Here is a 15,211-nt window from a genome sequence, read left to right on the forward strand (position 1 = left end):
TAGCGCCCCTCTGCTGGGTGCCAAGCTTTTCTTGCCTGAACCATCCATTCAGGCGCGCTGTTTTTGCGACTCGTACACTTTCAACTGACAATAGGCGGCGCGCAGCAGCGGCACGTCCAGGCTGTATTTTTCTGCGCGTTCGGCCATGTTGCCGAGTATGTCGTCCGATTCCAGGCGCGTGATATCTTGCGTGATATCGCGCATCATCGAGGCTGCCCAGCTCGATTGTTCGTCAAGCAAGAGCTTTTCCATGCGCTGTACTGTCTCGGGGGAAAGATCAAATCCTTCCGCCGTTGCCACGCTGCGGCATTCCGTGATCGCTCTTTGCATCAGGCTGCGTCCGCCCGGCGCCGCCATGATGTCAGCCACCGTGCCACGCATCAGACACGTCATCAGGGCGCCCGCCGCGATCATCACCCATTTATCCCATAGCGCCTGGGTAATATTGCCCGATAGCGTGCGTGCGCCGGGGCTGGCGGCGAAGAGGGCGTGCAAGGCCTCCGCCTGGTCTTGCAGCAACGGCGTTCGGGCGCCCGTGATGACGACGTCGTTCGCGCCCATGTGCCGGATGGCGCCGTTTTCGCCAAGCATGGTGGCGATGTAGGCGATGCCACCCAGCACGTGATCCTTGCCGAAGCGGTGGTCCAGCCTGTCGTAAGCGCCCAGCCCGTTCAAAAAGGGCAGGATGGCGGTGCTCTGACCCACGGCCGGTGCGATGGCGTCCATTGCCTGGCCCAGGTCATAGCCCTTGCAGGTCACGATGATCGCATCGTATTCGGCGTGGACGGCATCTTGCGTCACGGTCTGCACCGGTGCATGGAAATCCCCCAGTTCGCTGTGTACCATCAGTCCATGCGTGGCGAGCAGGGCGGCGCGCTGCGGGCGGACCAAAAAGGTCACATCGGCGCCGGCCTGTATCAGACGCGCTCCGTAATAGCCGCCGATGGCGCCGGCTCCCAGTATCAGTATTTTCATGGTGTTTTCCTCGTGATGGATTGCAACACTGTGCAGATGTACGCTAATTTACCCGCGAGTCAATATATATGTCAATCATCATTTATGGCAAGATTTATCGATCTCGCTTTCATAAATTCGATAATTCAACTATCATCGAATTATTACCTGACTACCTAGCTGATGGAGATGTTTCATGCTGACCGCTTTCCTGATTTTTCTTGCCACCCTGGTGCTGGTCATCTGGCAGCCCCGCGGCCTGGGCATAGGCTGGAGCGCGGCCATAGGCGCTGGCGTCGCCTTGCTTGCCGGCGTGATTCAATGGTCCGACATCCCTGTCGTCTGGCATATCGTCTGGAACGCCACTGGCACCTTTGTTGCCGTCATCATCATCAGCCTGCTGCTCGACAAGGCCGGCTTCTTTGAATGGGCGGCGCTGCACGTGGCGCGCTGGGGCGGTGGTAGCGGGCGGCGCCTGTTTGTGCTGCTGGTCTTGCTCGGCGCTGCGGTGGCCGCTCTGTTCGCCAATGATGGGGCGGCGCTGATATTGACGCCCATCGTCATTGCGATGCTGCTGGAACTCAAGTTTTCGCCCAAAGCGACCCTGGCTTTTGTGATGGCGGCCGGTTTCATCGCGGACACGGCCAGCCTGCCGCTGGTGGTGTCGAACCTGGTCAATATCGTCTCGGCCGACTTTTTCAAGATCAGCTTTGCCCGCTACGCCAGCGTGATGGCGCCCGTCAATGTGGTGGCCGTGCTCGCCACCCTGGGCGTGCTGATGTGCTTCTTCCGCAAGGATATCCCCCGCGATTACGACCTGTCGCAGCTCAAGCGCCCCGGCGCCGCCATCCGCGACCTGGCCACTTTCAAGGCTGGCTGGCTGGTGCTCGCCGTGTTGCTGATCGGCTTCTTCTGGCTGGAAGACCTGGGCGTGCCGATCAGCGCCGTGGCTGCAGTGGGCGCCCTTGTCTTGCTGGTGGTGGCCGCCAGAGGCCATGTTATTTCCACGCGCGCCGTGCTTTTGAATGCGCCGTGGCAAATCGTGGTCTTTTCGCTGGGCATGTATCTGGTCGTGTATGGCTTGCGCAATGCGGGCCTGACCAGTTATCTGACGGGAGTATTGAACCACTTTGCACAGTATGGCGTGTGGGGCGCGGCCATGGGCACGGGCGTGCTGACGGCCGTGTTGTCGTCGATCATGAATAACCTGCCGACCGTGCTGGTGGGGGCTTTATCGATAGAGCCGGCCACGGCGCATGGCGCGGTGCGCGAAGCGATGATCTACGCCAATGTGATCGGCAGCGACCTGGGACCAAAAATCACGCCGATCGGCAGCCTGGCCACCTTGCTGTGGTTGCACGTGCTCGACAGCAAGAATATCCACATTTCCTGGGGCTATTACTTCCGCGTTGGCATCGTGCTGACCTTGCCGGTGCTGCTGCTGACCCTGGCGGCGCTGGCCGTGAGGCTCAGCTGATCGTCAAGGTGACTTTTTCGTCACGCCTATCATCGCGCCAAAATCCGGCCCCACTTCAAACACATCGCCCGGATACATGCGCGAGACGCTGCCGTCCAGATATAGCGCGTCATTGCAGGCCAGTTTTTCGCGCAGGAAACGGGCGAACATATAAAAGCTCACCACGTCGCGCGACACCACCAGGGTCAAGGTATTGCCGGGGCCGGTGCAGGCCGCGTTGCGTATCACACGGTTTTCGGAATCGGGCATGAACAGGGCATTGATCTGGCCGTGGTAAATCAGGATGGGGCCCGATTGTGTGGCGAAGTTTACGCCGGTCAGCAGGGTGTCGCGATGTTTGGATAGCTGGTCTGTATCGATGATGGCGGCGCGCCGCTCGCTCAACAATAGCGCGCCGTTGGGCTGGATATAGAAATTGCCGTAGGCATTCTTGCGCTCGTTGAGCTGGCGTTTGACCAGGCCATCCTCGATATACAGGCCGCGCGGGCGCAAATCGGTGTCATAAATGCCGGCATTGGTCGCGCACACCAGCTCTTCGCCGCGCTGGCGCACCCATTGCTTCAGCTGGTTCAGGCGCCGGAACTCCTGGCCCCGGTCATCTTTCCAGTACATGCGCACGTCGTCTTTGTCGAGATCGATCTTGCAAACGCTATAGCCTGTGTCCTGGAAAACATAGCGGTTCAGCTCCGCCGCCTGGCCAAGCAGGGGCAGGGCCAGCGCGGCGCAGGCCAGGAGGCGCCGTGGCGCAAGCAAGGTTCGATATATCTTCAACAGCGGCATCTTCTTTCGTCATCATGGGGCGTAAGCGCCAGGCCAACGATGCTGTGCCAGACGCGGCCCACATGATACCAGTCCGGGCGCTGATCGGCATGCGCCGGAACGCGGCCTCACGCTTTTTTGCAGATGATGAAGAAGAAGGGAAAGTTTTCATGGATCTTGCGGCTTTCCAGCAAGCCGGCCTGGCCAAACTCGGCCTGTATCGCGGCTGCGTCATAGAAAAACATGTTCACGCCATCATGGATTTCATAGCGGTCCTTGCCCAGCAGCCTGCCTTGTCCATAGGTATGGGCTTCTTTCGAGATGGCCGTAAATACCATCAGCCCGCTAGGCGCCAGTTGCCGGTAGCAGTCCTGCACCAGCTTTGCCCGTTCGCTGCTGTCGAGCAAATGGATGAGCGCGTAGCAAAAGATGCCGTCGTAGCTGGCGTTGTCAAACGGCATGTCCGTGACGGAGCCATGATGGATGGGCATGTCCTGGCCAACATGCTTGCTGGCCAGGGCGATGGCCGTCTGCGAGATTTCGATGCCCGTGACCTGCATGCCTTTGTCCCTGAACACTTGTGCATTGCGGCCATAGCCGATGCCGGGTATCAGCACATGGTCGATGGATTGTTCGGCAAACAAGTCGCTGGCCAGCACGGCCGAATGGGCCGGCGCCATGCCCCACATTTCCTGCTTGTCCTGGAAGTTTGCTTCCCAGAATTCGGGTTTTGACATGGTGATCCTTTCAAACAGGCTTACTCGTGACCATCGATCGTCCAGTTGCCGGCGCGGCACGAGGCATCGAAATCGACCAGCAGGTCGGCCAGAGTCACGCTTTGCAATCGGGCATTGAGCAGCGCCTCGGCTTCTTTCAAGGCGCCATCGAGCGCCTTGTCGACCGCGCGCGCCACCGCGCAGGCAGGGTTGGGCTCATCGCCGCCGATATAAAACAGGCGCGGGCCGCCCACGGCGCGGTGGATATCGAGCAGGCTGGTGGTGGCCAAATCGCAGGCGATGGTCCAGCCGCCGCCATGGCCTTTGACCGACCTGGCATAGCCGGCTTCGCGCAGGCCTGCCATGGTCCGGCGCACCACGGCCGGATTGGTGTCGAGCATCTTGCCGATCTGTTCGGACGTAAAAGGCCCGTCGTGCCGGGCCATGTGCAAGAGCACATGCAGCATGCGCGACAGGCGGCTGTCATTTCTCATGGGTTCTCCTCAAATTCAGATAGCGAGAATATCACGATACTTTATAAGTTACAAATTGTGCTCGCCTGCTACCAGACATTCAATTGCACGGGGCGCTGCTGTGAAAATCGCGGTGATAATGTGCTTATCTTTCAAATATTCCCGAAAATAGTTGTAACAAGTGCCGATTCAAGCCGACTTAATAGAACAAAAAAACTGTATAAAGAAGTAAGGAAGTCACCACCGATGTCCACATGCCTATCCACGCCAGGGGCTACACCTGGCTCCTGGGACCAGATCACGCGCGAGCGCAGCTTTTTGCTGCGTCTGGCGCAGCTGCAACTGGCCTCCAGCGCCGATGCCGAAGACGCGGTGCAGGAAACCCTGTTCGCCGCGCTGCGCAACTGGTCCGCTTTCGCACAGAAATCGAGCGTGCGCAGCTGGCTGTGCGGCATTTTGCGCCACAAGATCGTCGATGCGATCCGCGTGCGGGGTGTCAGCATGGCGCCGGTCTTGCATGACGATAGCGACGCCATCATCGATAGCTGGTTCACCGGCGACGACGCCTGGCATCCAGCGACCTTTGTCGATCACCTGTGCGGCGAAAAAATCGCGGAACGAAGCCAGCTATTGGGCATCATAGAGTTATGCATGGCGCGTTTGCCCGAACAAAGCGCGCGGCTATTTTTGATGCGCGAATACCTGGGCATGGATTTATGCGAAATCGAAGCCGGTTGTCAGCTCAGTGCCGGCAATCTGCGCGTCATCTTGTACCGCGCGCGCATGCGCTTGCGCGACTGCGCCGTACGCGGCTGGGGAGAATTTGCATGAGCCAGGGAGCAGCAACGTCATCCATCACTTGCCGCGACACTACTTACCTGGTGTGCGAAGCGCGCGACCGCAGCCTGAGCGCAGACGAACAGGCCTTGCTGGCTGGCCATATACAAACCTGCCCCTATTGCCAGGTCGCCGCAAGACAGTTCAGCCAGTTATTTTCACAGCTGGACGAGTTACTGGCCCGCAGCCAGCCCTGAACAATCACATAGTATAAAGAAGGAGCTTAATATGCACCCATCCACCCCAAGTCCGGCAGACATGGTCGACGCCCTCAACAATACTTTCGGCAAACATCCGGGCAAACGCGCTTCGCACGCCAAGGGCTTTTGCGCCAGCGGCGAATTCATTCCGGCACAGGGCGCAGCAGCATTGCTCGACAGCCCGCTGTTCAAGGCTGGCCCTTTGACTGCGATCGTGCGCTTTTCCATCGGCGGCGGCAACCCTGGCGTGTCCGACAAGAGCCGCTCGGTGCGCGGCCTGGCGGTGCGCTTGCAGGGCGCCACGGAGAAATACGACCTGGTGCTGGTATCGGAACCGGTATTTTTCGCCGCCACGCCGGAATCGTTCGTCAGCTTCCTGGCCGCGCGCGTAGCCGATCCGGCCACGAAAAAGCCCGATCCCGCAAAAGTCGCGGCGCACAATGCGGCTTTCCCTGACGGTTTGCGCCAACCAGCCTTGCTGGCCAGCCACGCGGCGCCTGCGTCTTACGCTACCACCCCTTATTTTTCCAATAACGCCTTTGTGTTCAGCAACGCCGATGGCCGGCAGACCACCACCCGCCTGATCGTGGCGCCGGCTGCCGGCACCCACTACCTGAGCGCCGATCAGGAGCGCGACTTTTCCGACAACTTCCTGGAAGAAGAATTGGCGGCGCGCCTGGCGAACGGCTCCGCATCGTTCACCGTGTACGCGCAATTGCCGGCCGCCGGCGATACGCTGACTGACTCCAGCCAGCCATGGCAAGGAGCAGGGCAGGTCGCGCTAGGCGATTTGCACATAACCGGGCTGGCCGGCGCCGAACTGTGCGATGGCCTGGAATTCGTGCCCATCATCTTGCCACGCGGCATCGCGCCCTCGGACGACCCGATTCTGGTGTCGCGCGCAGCTGCGTATGCGGTGTCGCTGGCGCGGCGCAAGGCAGCGGCCTGACATTCTGGCCACGTTGCGCCAAGGGCGAATGATATAGTGGCGGGAATGTATACACTGAAAGAAACTGCCATGAAAAACGACGTTACCGCTCACCGCCAGGCAAGCCAGGCACCTGCCAGGCTCAGCAAAGGGGACTTCGTCACCGTATTGCGCAAGCTGCTGCAAGAAGAAGAAAAGGCCGGCAAGACCAGCGTGGACGTACGCGCTGCAACCCTGCACACCGACGTTGGCGTTTATCCGGCGCGCGGCCACTCGATGCCCACCTGTTGCACCGTGATGTATGAAGAGATGAAGCCGGGAGATGAGATACTGCTGACGCCACCCGGCGGCAAGGGACCTACGCTGCTGGTGCGGTATAAATTCCCGCGCTGAAAATCGCGCTCTTGGCGCCAGTTTATCACCTGGCCGAGTGCAGACGATGCAGTCGCAGCGATACGTTTATGCGCTGCGCGTCATCACGCACTTGAAATTGGCCGGCGACTCAAGCGCGCCGGTACATGCGGCATTCCGCCGCCAAGGCCAGCAAGTTCGGGTCGCGTTCGCGGCTTTTCAGCATCAGCAGGGTAATTAGCTGGTGCGAGGCATATTTTGCCTGCAGCGGCAGCAGTTCCAGGCGCGCGCTGAAGGCGCTGACCCGGCCTGGCAGCAGGCTGTAACCGAGGCCGCCGCTAACCATATTAATCAGTGAAAAAATATCGCCCACCCGCATCGCCGTATGCGGCACGAAACCGGCCAGTGCAAAGGCGTGGTTGAAGCTTTGCGCCGTCACAAAGCCATCGTTCAATGTGACGAATTTTTCATCGCGCAGCGCCTGCAAATCCACTGGCTGGCTGCCCGCATAGGGCGAACCCGGCGGGGCGGCCAGGAATACCTCGTCCTGGAACAGCGGCACCGACACCAGGTTGGCGTGGTGCTCTTCCCCCTGTTCGCCGATGATGATGGCGTCGAGCCGGCCATCGGCCAGGCTTTGCAGCAATTCGCGGTTCGAACCCAGGGTCAGGTCGATATCGAGGCCCGGACGGCGCAATTTCAAGGCGATCACCAGTTGCGGTATGCAATGCAGGGTCAGCGAATACAGCGAACCAATTTTGAGCCGCACCGGGTTGATGCCCGACATTTCGCGCACCTTGCGCACGCCTTCCTCGCATTCGGCCAGCGCGCGCCGGGCTGATTCAGCGAAAGTGTAGGCCGTATGCAGCGGAATCAGGCTGCGTCCTTCGCGCTTGAACAGCGGGCAGCGCAAGCCTTCTTCCAGCGAGTGCAGCGCACGGTGTACGCTGACCGTGCTCTGTCCCAGGGTTTCGCCCACCCGCGCCAGGTTGTTCAGCTCCATAAAGCTGAGGAACACTTCCAGCTTTTTCAGCGTAATTTCTTCGTTAATGGCCATGAGGTCCCAGTTTTCACGCAGTTCATTAACCTGACAGTAATGAACATGGTAGCAGCTTGATTGAAACCGCAGCGTTTTCTTTCTATCGTATGGTTTCGATAGAGCTCATACGGAGACAGGATGTCCACCGCAACGCCACCTCAGCCCAAACAATGGGACAAGAGACGTACTGAAAAGCGGCGCCGCCTCGATGCCGTGCGCCATTACGCCAGCGGCCCCGTGCTGCAGCAGGCCGATATGGTCGCCGTACTGGAAACCTTGCTGGCTCCGGGCGACCGGGTTGTTTTGGAGGGCAATAACCAGAAGCAGGCCGACTTCCTGGCGCGCATGCTGGCCAGGGTCAATCCCGACAAGATCAACCATCTGCACCTGATCATGCCCAGCGTCAGCCTGCCCGAACACCTGGATTTGTTCGAGCGCGGCATCGCCCGCAAGCTCGATTTCTCGTTCGCCGGCACGCAAAGCCTGCGCATCGCCCAATTTTTGCAAGATGGCTTGCTCGAAGTGGGCGCCATCCACACGTATATCGAACTGTATGCGCGATTGTTCGTTGACCTGACGCCCAATGTGGTGATGGTGGCCGGCTATATGGCCGACCGCCAGGGCAATCTGTACACGGGGCCCAGCACCGAAGATACGCCCACCCTGGTCGAATCGGCCGCTTTCCGCGATGGCATCGTGATCGCCCAGGTCAACCAGATCGTCGACGACGTGAGCGATCTGCCACGGGTCGATATACCTGGTTCCTGGGTCGATTTCGTGGTGCAGTCCGACAAACCGTTTTTTATCGAACCCCTGTTTACCCGCGATCCACGCGTGATCAAGCCGGTGCACGTGCTGATGGCGATGATGGCGATACGCGGCGTGTATGAAAAACACCAGGTGCAGTCGCTCAATCACGGCATCGGTTTCAATACGGCGGCCATCGAGCTGATTTTGCCCACCTATGGCGAGCGTCTGGGTTTGAAGGGCAAGATTTGCCGCAACTGGGTGCTCAATCCGCATCCAACCCTGATACCGGCGATAGAAACGGGCTGGGTCGAGAGCGTGCATTGCTTCGGCGCCGAACTGGGCATGGAGCAGTATGCGGCGGCCCGGCCCGACGTATTTTTCACGGGCCGCGACGGTTCCATGCGCTCGAACCGCGCGCTGTGCCAGCTGGCCGGCCAGTATGCGGTCGACCTGTTCATCGGCGCCACCTTGCAGATGGATGGCGCCGGCAATTCATCGACAGTGACCAATGGCCGCCTGGCCGGCTTCGGTGGCGCGCCCAATATGGGCCACGACCCGCATGGCAGGCGCCACCCGACGCCGGCCTGGCTGGACTTGATCGAAACCGACGATCCGCTGGCGCGTGGCAAAAAGCTGGTGGTGCAAATGGTGGAAACCTTCCAGGACGGCGGCCAGCCTACCATCGTCGAATCGCTCGATGCGGTGGCGGTAGGGAAAGCCAGCGGCATGCCGCTGGCGCCCGTGATGATTTATGGCGACGATGTGACCCACGTGCTGACCGAGGAAGGCATCGCGTATTTATACAAAGCGCGCTCGCTCGAAGAGCGCAAGGCCATGCTGGCGGCGGTGGCGGGCGTGACGCCCATCGGCCTGCGGCACGACCCGAAAACCACGGCCAGCCTGCGTGCCAGCGGCCTGATCGCGCTGCCGGAAGACATCGGCGTGCAGCGCGGCGAAGCCAGCCGCTCGCTGCTGGCGGCCAAAAGCATCGCCGACCTGGTGGACTGGTCTGGCGGACTGTATCAGCCACCGGCCAAATTCAGGAGCTGGTAATGACGATCATGACAACTCTACAAGTACGGCAGCGCCCAAGCAGCCTGACACCTGCGGCGCTGGCCACGCAGGTGGTGCAAGCCTTGCTCGATGAAGTCACCCTGACGCCGAAACCTGGCCTGGTCGACCTGCGCAGCCGTGGCGCACACACGGACTTGAACTGGGCGCTGATGTGCCATTCGGCTTGCGTGCTGCAACCGGTGTTTGCCGCGCTGGCCGACGCCGGTTGGCATGCGTATCAAGATGACGACAGCCTGCGCCAGCAGATAGGGCGCATCGGCCGGCATGGCGAGGCGCTGATGATGGCGGCGACGGGCGGCGTCAACACCCATCGCGGCGCCATCTGGGCGCTGGGCCTGCTGGTCACGGCCGCCGCGCAGCTGTCCGTGCGCGGCGCCATGCTGACGCCCGCTGCGGTTGCCGCCCGTGCCGCCGCGCTGGCGCGTTTGCCTGACCGTGGCGCGCCGCCAGAGACGGGCAACAAGGGCGAACTGGCTTGCCGCCAGTACCAGGTGGACGGCGCGCGTGGCCAGGCCATGGCGGGCTTTCCGCATGTGATCGATATCGGCTTGCCCTGTTTGCGCGCTTCGCGGGCACGCGGCGACACTGAAACCACGGCGCGCCTCAATGCGCTGCTGGCCATCATCGCGCAGCTGGACGATACCTGCGTGCTGTCGCGCGGCGGCAAGGCGACCTTGCTGGACATGCAGGCTGGCGCGGCGCAGGTGCTGGCCGCTGGCGGCGCGGCCAGCAAGGAGGGCAGCGCTGCCTTGCTCGCGCTGGAAGCGCAGATGCTGGAGCGGGGCGTGTCGCCGGGCGGCGCGGCCGACCTGCTGGCGGCGACCTTATTCCTCGACAGCCTCGATAACACAGATGGAGCACAGCATGGAACAGCGTGAATATACCTTTGCGGCGGGCTTGCCCGCTGCCGGACGGGCCCTGGCCGGCGTGGTGGGCTCGGGCGATCTGGAAGTGCTGCTGCAGCCGCACGCGGAGGGTCTGATCCTTATTGTGGTCAACACCTCGGTCGATGGCAAGGGCGCCGTCTGGGATGCCTTGCTTGCTCGCGTGTTTGGCGGCGAACCGCTGCCGGCGGCCAGCATCATCATCAACGACTGCGGCGCCACGCCCGGCGTGGTGCGCATGCGCATAGAACAGGCATATGAAGAACTGACATCACAGGGGCAGGCATGAGCACACAGGAACAACTGCTGGAACGCGACAGCTTTATCGAGCGCAGCGCGCGCAGCCGCGCCCGGGCGCTACTGGATGCTGGCAGCATGCGCGAACTGCTCGATCCGTTTTGCGGCGTGGCTTCGCCCTGGCTGCCGCAGCAGGGCGTCACCGCCCAGGCGGACGATGGCGTGGTGGTAGCCAAGGGCCTGTTCAACGGCCAGAGCACCGTGGTACTGGCGATTGAAGGCGCTTACCAGGGCGGCAGCATGGGTGAAGTGGGCGGCGCCAAGATCGCCGGCGCGCTGGAACTGGCGGCCGAAGACAACCGGCGTGGCATACCGACCCGCGCCGTGATCCTGTTCGAGACGGGCGGCGTGCGCCTGCAGGAGGCGAACCTTGGGCTGGCCGCCATCGCCGATATCCAGGCTGCCATCGTGGACTTGCGCCGCTATCAGCCGGTGATCGGCATCAGTGCGGGCACCGTGGGCTGCTACGGCGGCATGTCGATTGCGGCGGGCTTGTGCAGCTATCTTGTCGTCACCCGCGAAGCGCGCCTTGGCCTCAATGGCCCGGCCGTGATTGAGCAGGAAGCAGGTGTAGCCGAATTCAACTCGCGCGACAAACCCTTTATCTGGAGTCTGACCGGTGGCGAGCAGCGTTATCACAGCGGCCTGGTGGACGCCTATGTGGCAGACGATACGCTGCAGATCCGCAGCACCGTAGCAAGCCTGTTCCAGCGCGGCCTGCCGGCACAGCACCGCAGCGCACAGGTGGATGGCTTCCTGGCGCGGCTGGCGGAAGTCGATGCCAGCGTGCAGGTGACGCCAGACACCGTGCGCCGCATTTACAGCAAAGGATATGCAGCATGAGCACCATCGAATACAGCCGTGGCGCCGTCTGGCTGGCGGCACTGACTGCCAACGCGGCAGCAGCACCGTCTTATCCTGCCTCGGTGCGCGTCATCGATGCGCCGCTGGCCGGACACCATGCGCGCTATATCGTCGTCGTGCCCGATTCCTCGAACCGTTTTGCCCGCGCACGCACTGGTGAAGTCGGCCTGGCCGAAGGCTGGCAGCTGGCGCGGGCGGTGCAGGAGGTGGTGCTGCTCGACCGCGATCTGGCCGTCAAACGCCCGATTGTCGCCATCATCGATGTGGCCAGCCAGGCTTATGGCCGGCTGGAAGAAGCGTATGGCATACACCAGGCGCTGGCTGGTGCGGCAGGCGCGTATGCCGAAGCGCGGCTGGCGGGCCACCCGGTGATCGGCCTGATCGTCGGCAAAGCCATGTCGGGCGCTTTTCTCGCCCATGGTTACCAGGCCAACCGGCTGATCGCGCTGGACGATCCGCAAGTGATGGTGCACGCCATGGGCAAGGCCTCGGCCGCGCGCATCACCTTGCGTTCGGTGGAAGCGCTGGAAGCGCTGGCTGTCACCGTTGCGCCGATGGCGTACGACATCAAGAACTACGCGAGCCTGGGCCTGCTGTGGCAAACCCTGGAAGTCACCCAGCCAGACCAGCCCTCGCCAGACGATATCGCACTGGTCGAACAGAGCTTGCAGGCAGCGCTGGCAGATATCCGCGTCGATGCCGAACGCGGCCTGGCCAGCCGTCTGGGCGCGGCCAACCGGCAAGCGTCGCTGCGCGTGCGTGAATTACTGCGCCAGCAATGGGTGGAGAAGGAGGAGGGGCAGGGCAGCTAGCAGTGTATAAAAAATCACAATACGAGAAGACAGAGAAGACTTGAAAGTCATTCCATGCTAACGGAGACAACACCATGATTATCTACGGAACCGCATTACTGGCGCTTTGCCATTTGCTCGGCATCTTCCTGGGCGACCTGCTCGGCCAGTTGATGGGCGTGAAAACCAATGTGGGCGGGGTCGGCATCGCCATGCTGCTGCTCATTTTCGCCCGCCTGTACCTGCAGCACAAGCAGTGGATGCCGGCCTTGACCGAACGCGGCGTCGAATACTGGGGCGCCATGTATATCCCGGTGGTGGTGGCGATGGCTGCCCAGCAGGATGTGGTGGCAGCATTGCGCGGCGGGCCGGTAGCGGTGCTGGCCGCCTTGGGCGCGGTATTGATCTGCGCCTGCGCCATCTCGCTGATCAACCGCATGGAAAAACCGGAGGCGATTGCCGCTGCTGACGATACCTTGAACCTGGCCAAGGAGGTGCACCATGCTTGAAATCTTTGAAAAAGCCGCCCTGAACAATGGCCTGGTGACGGCGTTTGCCTTTGTCGGCCTGATCGTGCTGCTGTCCGGCGCGCTGTCACGCTACCTGACCCTGGGCCGCGTGCACGGCTCGGCGATCGCCATCGTGATCGGGCTTGGCCTGGCTTACTGGGGCGGTATCCATAGCGGCGGCCATAAAGGCCTGGCCGATTTATCGCTGTTTGGCGGCATAGGATTAATGGGCGGCGCCATGTTGCGCGACTTCGCCATCGTTGCCACCGCCTTCGAAGTGCAGGCGGTAGAAGCGCGCAAGGCTGGATTGATCGGCGTCATCGCGCTGTTGCTGGGCATCGTGCTGCCCTTCATCGTGGGCGCCAGCGTGGCGTATCTGTTTGGTTATTCGGACGCCGTCAGCATGACCACCATAGGCGCCGGCGCCGTGACCTATATCGTCGGCCCCGTCACGGGCGCGGCCATCGGCGCCAGTTCCGACGTGATGGCGCTCAGTATCGCGGCCGGCTTGATCAAGGCCATCATGGTGATGGTGGGCACGCCGGTGGCGGCGCGCTTTTTGCGCCTGAAAACGCCGCGCTCGGCGATGGTCTTTGGCGGCCTGGCGGGCACGGTCAGCGGCGTGTCGGCCGGCCTGGCGGCCACTGACCGCAAGCTGGTGCCGTATGGTGCACTGGTGGCGACTTTTCATACTGGCCTGGGCTGTCTGCTGGGGCCGTCGCTGCTGTTTTTTGCCGTGAAAGCGGTAATGGGCTGATGGTGGCCTACCGCCCGCATGACTTGCTATGGGCGCGCGCCTGGCCGCAGGACGCAGCCTTACCCGATTGGGTGTGCCCGCAATGGCTGGCGATGGCGCCGCTGGTAGTACGGCGCGCGCCAGCCGCCAGCGGGCGCATAGCAGTAGGGCTGCGCGGCATGGCCCGCAGCCAGCGCCACGCTACCGAAATCGACGCCAGCGCCGTGCTGCGCTGCGTGACGCCAGAAATGCTGGCGACCAGCGTACCAGCCTGGCCCGACTGCCACGCCATCGAAGCGCTGCATCAACTCAAGCCGCTGCTGGATGCCACCGGCTTGCCGTGGGGACCAACGGGTGGCGTGGGTTTTGCACTGGCCAGCGGCTTGCCGGTGCTGCGCATCGATAGTGACCTCGATCTGCTGCTGCGTTTGGACTGTCCACCCAATGCGGCGCAGGCAGCCGCCTTGCGCAGCATCGCTGCGAGCGTGAGCAACTGCCGGCTCGACCTGCAGATCGACACGGGTGCTGGTGGCTTTGCCTATGCCGAGTGGGCGGCCGGGCGACCCCGCGTGCTGCTGAAAACGGCGCTGGGACCTGTGCTGACGGCGTCGCCGTGGGAGCAGCCATGAGTATTTTGTTCACCTTTCCCGGCCAGGGTTCGCAGCGCACCGGCATGCTGCATGCCTTGCCAGACGACTCGGCGGTGGCCGCAACCCTGCATGAAGCCGCAGCCGTACTGGGACTGGATCCTTTGACATTGGATACAGAAGCGGCGCTGGCCTCGACCCGCGCCGTGCAGCTATGCCTGTTGATTGCTGGCGTGGCGATGGCGCGCTCCCTGGCAGCGCAGGGCGGTGGACCCGACATGGTGGCCGGTTTTTCCATCGGCGAGTATCCGGCCGCCGTGGTGGCCGGGGCACTCGATTACGCCGATGCCTTGCGGCTGGTCGCGCTGCGCGGGCGGTTGATGGAAGAGGCGTACCCCAGCGGCTACGGCATGGCCGCCATCGTGGGCCTGGAACAAGCGCCGCTGGCAGCGCTGGTGGCGCAGATCCACAGTGTGGCGTCTCCCGTTCATATCGCCAACCTGAACGCCAGGCGCCAGATCGTCATTGCCGGCAGCGAGACTGCGCTGCAGCAGGTGATGGCCCTGGCACTGGAGCACGGCGCCAGCAAGGTTCAGCGCCTGGCCGTCAATGTTCCTTCCCATTGCCCGCTGTTTGACGCGCAAGCACAAGAGATGGCGGCGGCCTTTGCGCAAGTGAGCTTGCGCCGGCCAGTATTAACTTACCTCAGTAGCAGCGCGGCGCGCACCCTGTTTGAGCCGGCCCGTATCCGCGACAGCCTGGCCAGCAATATGGCGCGGCAGGTGAACTGGGCCGATACCGTGCGCCTGGCCTGGGAGCGCGGCGCGCGGCTGGCACTGGAAATGCCCAGCGGCGCCGTGCTGACCCGGCTGACGGCGCCCGAACTGGCCGATGGCCTGGCCATCAGTTGCGAAGGCCAGCGCAGCGACAGCCTGCTGGCCATGCTGGCAGAGGCGAGGCGTACACGCTAAGCCGGCTGCCCAGT

Annotated in this window: 19 protein-coding genes; 14 read left to right on the top strand and 5 right to left on the bottom strand. The window is 62.3% G+C overall.

Going from position 1 to position 15,211, the window contains the following annotated elements:
* Nucleotides 1-48: 48 nt before the first annotated feature.
* Complete coding sequence (locus HDE72_RS04145) at nt 49-975, bottom strand: ketopantoate reductase family protein (RefSeq protein ID WP_183737457.1); 927 nt, start codon at nt 973-975, stop codon at nt 49-51.
* 175 nt (nt 976-1,150) lie between these two features.
* Here HDE72_RS04145 and HDE72_RS04150 point away from each other — a divergent pair, with 175 nt between their 5' ends.
* Nucleotides 1,151-2,431, top strand: coding sequence for an arsenic transporter (locus HDE72_RS04150; RefSeq protein ID WP_183737458.1), 1,281 nt, complete (start codon nt 1,151-1,153; stop codon nt 2,429-2,431).
* Nucleotides 2,432-2,434: 3 nt separating this feature from the next.
* Here the strand turns inward: HDE72_RS04150 and HDE72_RS04155 are convergent, their stop codons facing one another.
* From HDE72_RS04155 to HDE72_RS04165, 3 genes are all read right to left on the bottom strand, one after another.
* Nucleotides 2,435-3,202 carry a phosphodiester glycosidase family protein gene (locus HDE72_RS04155; protein WP_260176482.1) on the bottom strand — a complete coding sequence of 256 codons (768 nt, stop codon included), beginning with the start codon at nt 3,200-3,202 and terminating at the stop codon, nt 2,435-2,437.
* A gap of 116 nt (nt 3,203-3,318) precedes the next feature.
* Complete coding sequence (locus tag HDE72_RS04160; RefSeq protein ID WP_183737460.1) at nt 3,319-3,927, bottom strand: class I SAM-dependent methyltransferase; 609 nt, start codon at nt 3,925-3,927, stop codon at nt 3,319-3,321.
* A gap of 20 nt (nt 3,928-3,947) precedes the next feature.
* Nucleotides 3,948-4,400: an Rrf2 family transcriptional regulator gene (locus HDE72_RS04165; RefSeq protein WP_183737461.1), complete on the bottom strand. Its 453-nt coding sequence runs from the start codon at nt 4,398-4,400 to the stop codon at nt 3,948-3,950.
* Between the two features lie 225 nt (nt 4,401-4,625).
* Here HDE72_RS04165 and HDE72_RS04170 point away from each other — a divergent pair, with 225 nt between their 5' ends.
* The 4 genes from HDE72_RS04170 to HDE72_RS04185 all read left to right on the top strand — a co-directional run bounded on the left by HDE72_RS04170 (nt 4,626) and on the right by HDE72_RS04185 (nt 6,737).
* Nucleotides 4,626-5,210 carry a sigma-70 family RNA polymerase sigma factor gene (locus HDE72_RS04170; protein WP_183737462.1) on the top strand — a complete coding sequence of 195 codons (585 nt, stop codon included), beginning with the start codon at nt 4,626-4,628 and terminating at the stop codon, nt 5,208-5,210.
* Nucleotides 5,207-5,413: an anti-sigma factor gene (locus HDE72_RS04175; RefSeq protein WP_183737463.1), complete on the top strand. Its 207-nt coding sequence runs from the start codon at nt 5,207-5,209 to the stop codon at nt 5,411-5,413. The genes HDE72_RS04170 and HDE72_RS04175 overlap by 4 nt, the downstream gene beginning before the upstream one ends.
* Before the next feature lie 31 nt (nt 5,414-5,444).
* Nucleotides 5,445-6,365 carry a catalase family peroxidase gene (locus HDE72_RS04180; RefSeq protein ID WP_183737464.1) on the top strand — a complete coding sequence of 307 codons (921 nt, stop codon included), beginning with the start codon at nt 5,445-5,447 and terminating at the stop codon, nt 6,363-6,365.
* A gap of 69 nt (nt 6,366-6,434) precedes the next feature.
* Nucleotides 6,435-6,737: an HNH endonuclease gene (locus tag HDE72_RS04185; RefSeq protein WP_183737465.1), complete on the top strand. Its 303-nt coding sequence runs from the start codon at nt 6,435-6,437 to the stop codon at nt 6,735-6,737.
* Nucleotides 6,738-6,846: 109 nt separating this feature from the next.
* On the opposite strand, the gene HDE72_RS04190 is transcribed toward HDE72_RS04185, so the two are convergent.
* Nucleotides 6,847-7,752, bottom strand: coding sequence for a LysR family transcriptional regulator (locus HDE72_RS04190; protein ID WP_183737466.1), 906 nt, complete (start codon nt 7,750-7,752; stop codon nt 6,847-6,849).
* A gap of 120 nt (nt 7,753-7,872) precedes the next feature.
* On the opposite strand from HDE72_RS04190, the gene mdcA reads away from it, so the two are divergent.
* From mdcA to mdcH, 9 genes are all read left to right on the top strand, one after another.
* Nucleotides 7,873-9,537 (top strand): malonate decarboxylase subunit alpha, encoded by a 1,665-nt coding sequence (gene mdcA, locus HDE72_RS04195; RefSeq protein ID WP_183737467.1) that lies wholly within the window; start codon nt 7,873-7,875, stop codon nt 9,535-9,537.
* Nucleotides 9,537-10,436 carry a triphosphoribosyl-dephospho-CoA synthase gene (locus HDE72_RS04200; RefSeq protein WP_183737468.1) on the top strand — a complete coding sequence of 300 codons (900 nt, stop codon included), beginning with the start codon at nt 9,537-9,539 and terminating at the stop codon, nt 10,434-10,436. The genes mdcA and HDE72_RS04200 overlap by 1 nt, the downstream gene beginning before the upstream one ends.
* Nucleotides 10,423-10,731, top strand: a complete 309-nt coding sequence (locus HDE72_RS04205; RefSeq protein ID WP_183737469.1) for a malonate decarboxylase subunit delta — start codon at nt 10,423-10,425, stop codon at nt 10,729-10,731. The genes HDE72_RS04200 and HDE72_RS04205 overlap by 14 nt, the downstream gene beginning before the upstream one ends.
* The gene (locus HDE72_RS04210; protein WP_183737470.1) at nt 10,728-11,582 is read left to right on the top strand and encodes a biotin-independent malonate decarboxylase subunit beta; all 855 of its coding nucleotides are present in this window, start codon (nt 10,728-10,730) and stop codon (nt 11,580-11,582) included. The genes HDE72_RS04205 and HDE72_RS04210 overlap by 4 nt, the downstream gene beginning before the upstream one ends.
* The gene (gene mdcE / locus HDE72_RS04215) at nt 11,579-12,415 is read left to right on the top strand and encodes a biotin-independent malonate decarboxylase subunit gamma (RefSeq protein WP_183737471.1); all 837 of its coding nucleotides are present in this window, start codon (nt 11,579-11,581) and stop codon (nt 12,413-12,415) included. Before HDE72_RS04210 ends, mdcE begins: the two co-directional genes overlap by 4 nt.
* Before the next feature lie 74 nt (nt 12,416-12,489).
* Entirely contained in the window at nt 12,490-12,903 is a 414-nt protein-coding gene (gene madL / locus HDE72_RS04220) for a malonate transporter subunit MadL (RefSeq protein ID WP_183737472.1), read from the top strand.
* Nucleotides 12,896-13,660 carry a malonate transporter subunit MadM gene (madM, locus tag HDE72_RS04225; protein ID WP_183737473.1) on the top strand — a complete coding sequence of 255 codons (765 nt, stop codon included), beginning with the start codon at nt 12,896-12,898 and terminating at the stop codon, nt 13,658-13,660. Before madL ends, madM begins: the two co-directional genes overlap by 8 nt.
* A complete protein-coding gene (locus HDE72_RS04230) occupies nt 13,660-14,268 on the top strand; it encodes a malonate decarboxylase holo-ACP synthase (protein WP_183737474.1) in 609 nt (202 codons plus the stop codon). The genes madM and HDE72_RS04230 overlap by 1 nt, the downstream gene beginning before the upstream one ends.
* The gene (gene mdcH / locus HDE72_RS04235) at nt 14,265-15,197 is read left to right on the top strand and encodes a malonate decarboxylase subunit epsilon (RefSeq protein ID WP_183737475.1); all 933 of its coding nucleotides are present in this window, start codon (nt 14,265-14,267) and stop codon (nt 15,195-15,197) included. The genes HDE72_RS04230 and mdcH overlap by 4 nt, the downstream gene beginning before the upstream one ends.
* Nucleotides 15,198-15,211 lie beyond the last annotated feature (14 nt).

It is taken from the genome of Janthinobacterium saanense, assembly GCF_014200675.1.
Classification (GTDB): Bacteria; Pseudomonadota; Gammaproteobacteria; order Burkholderiales; family Burkholderiaceae_D; genus Janthinobacterium.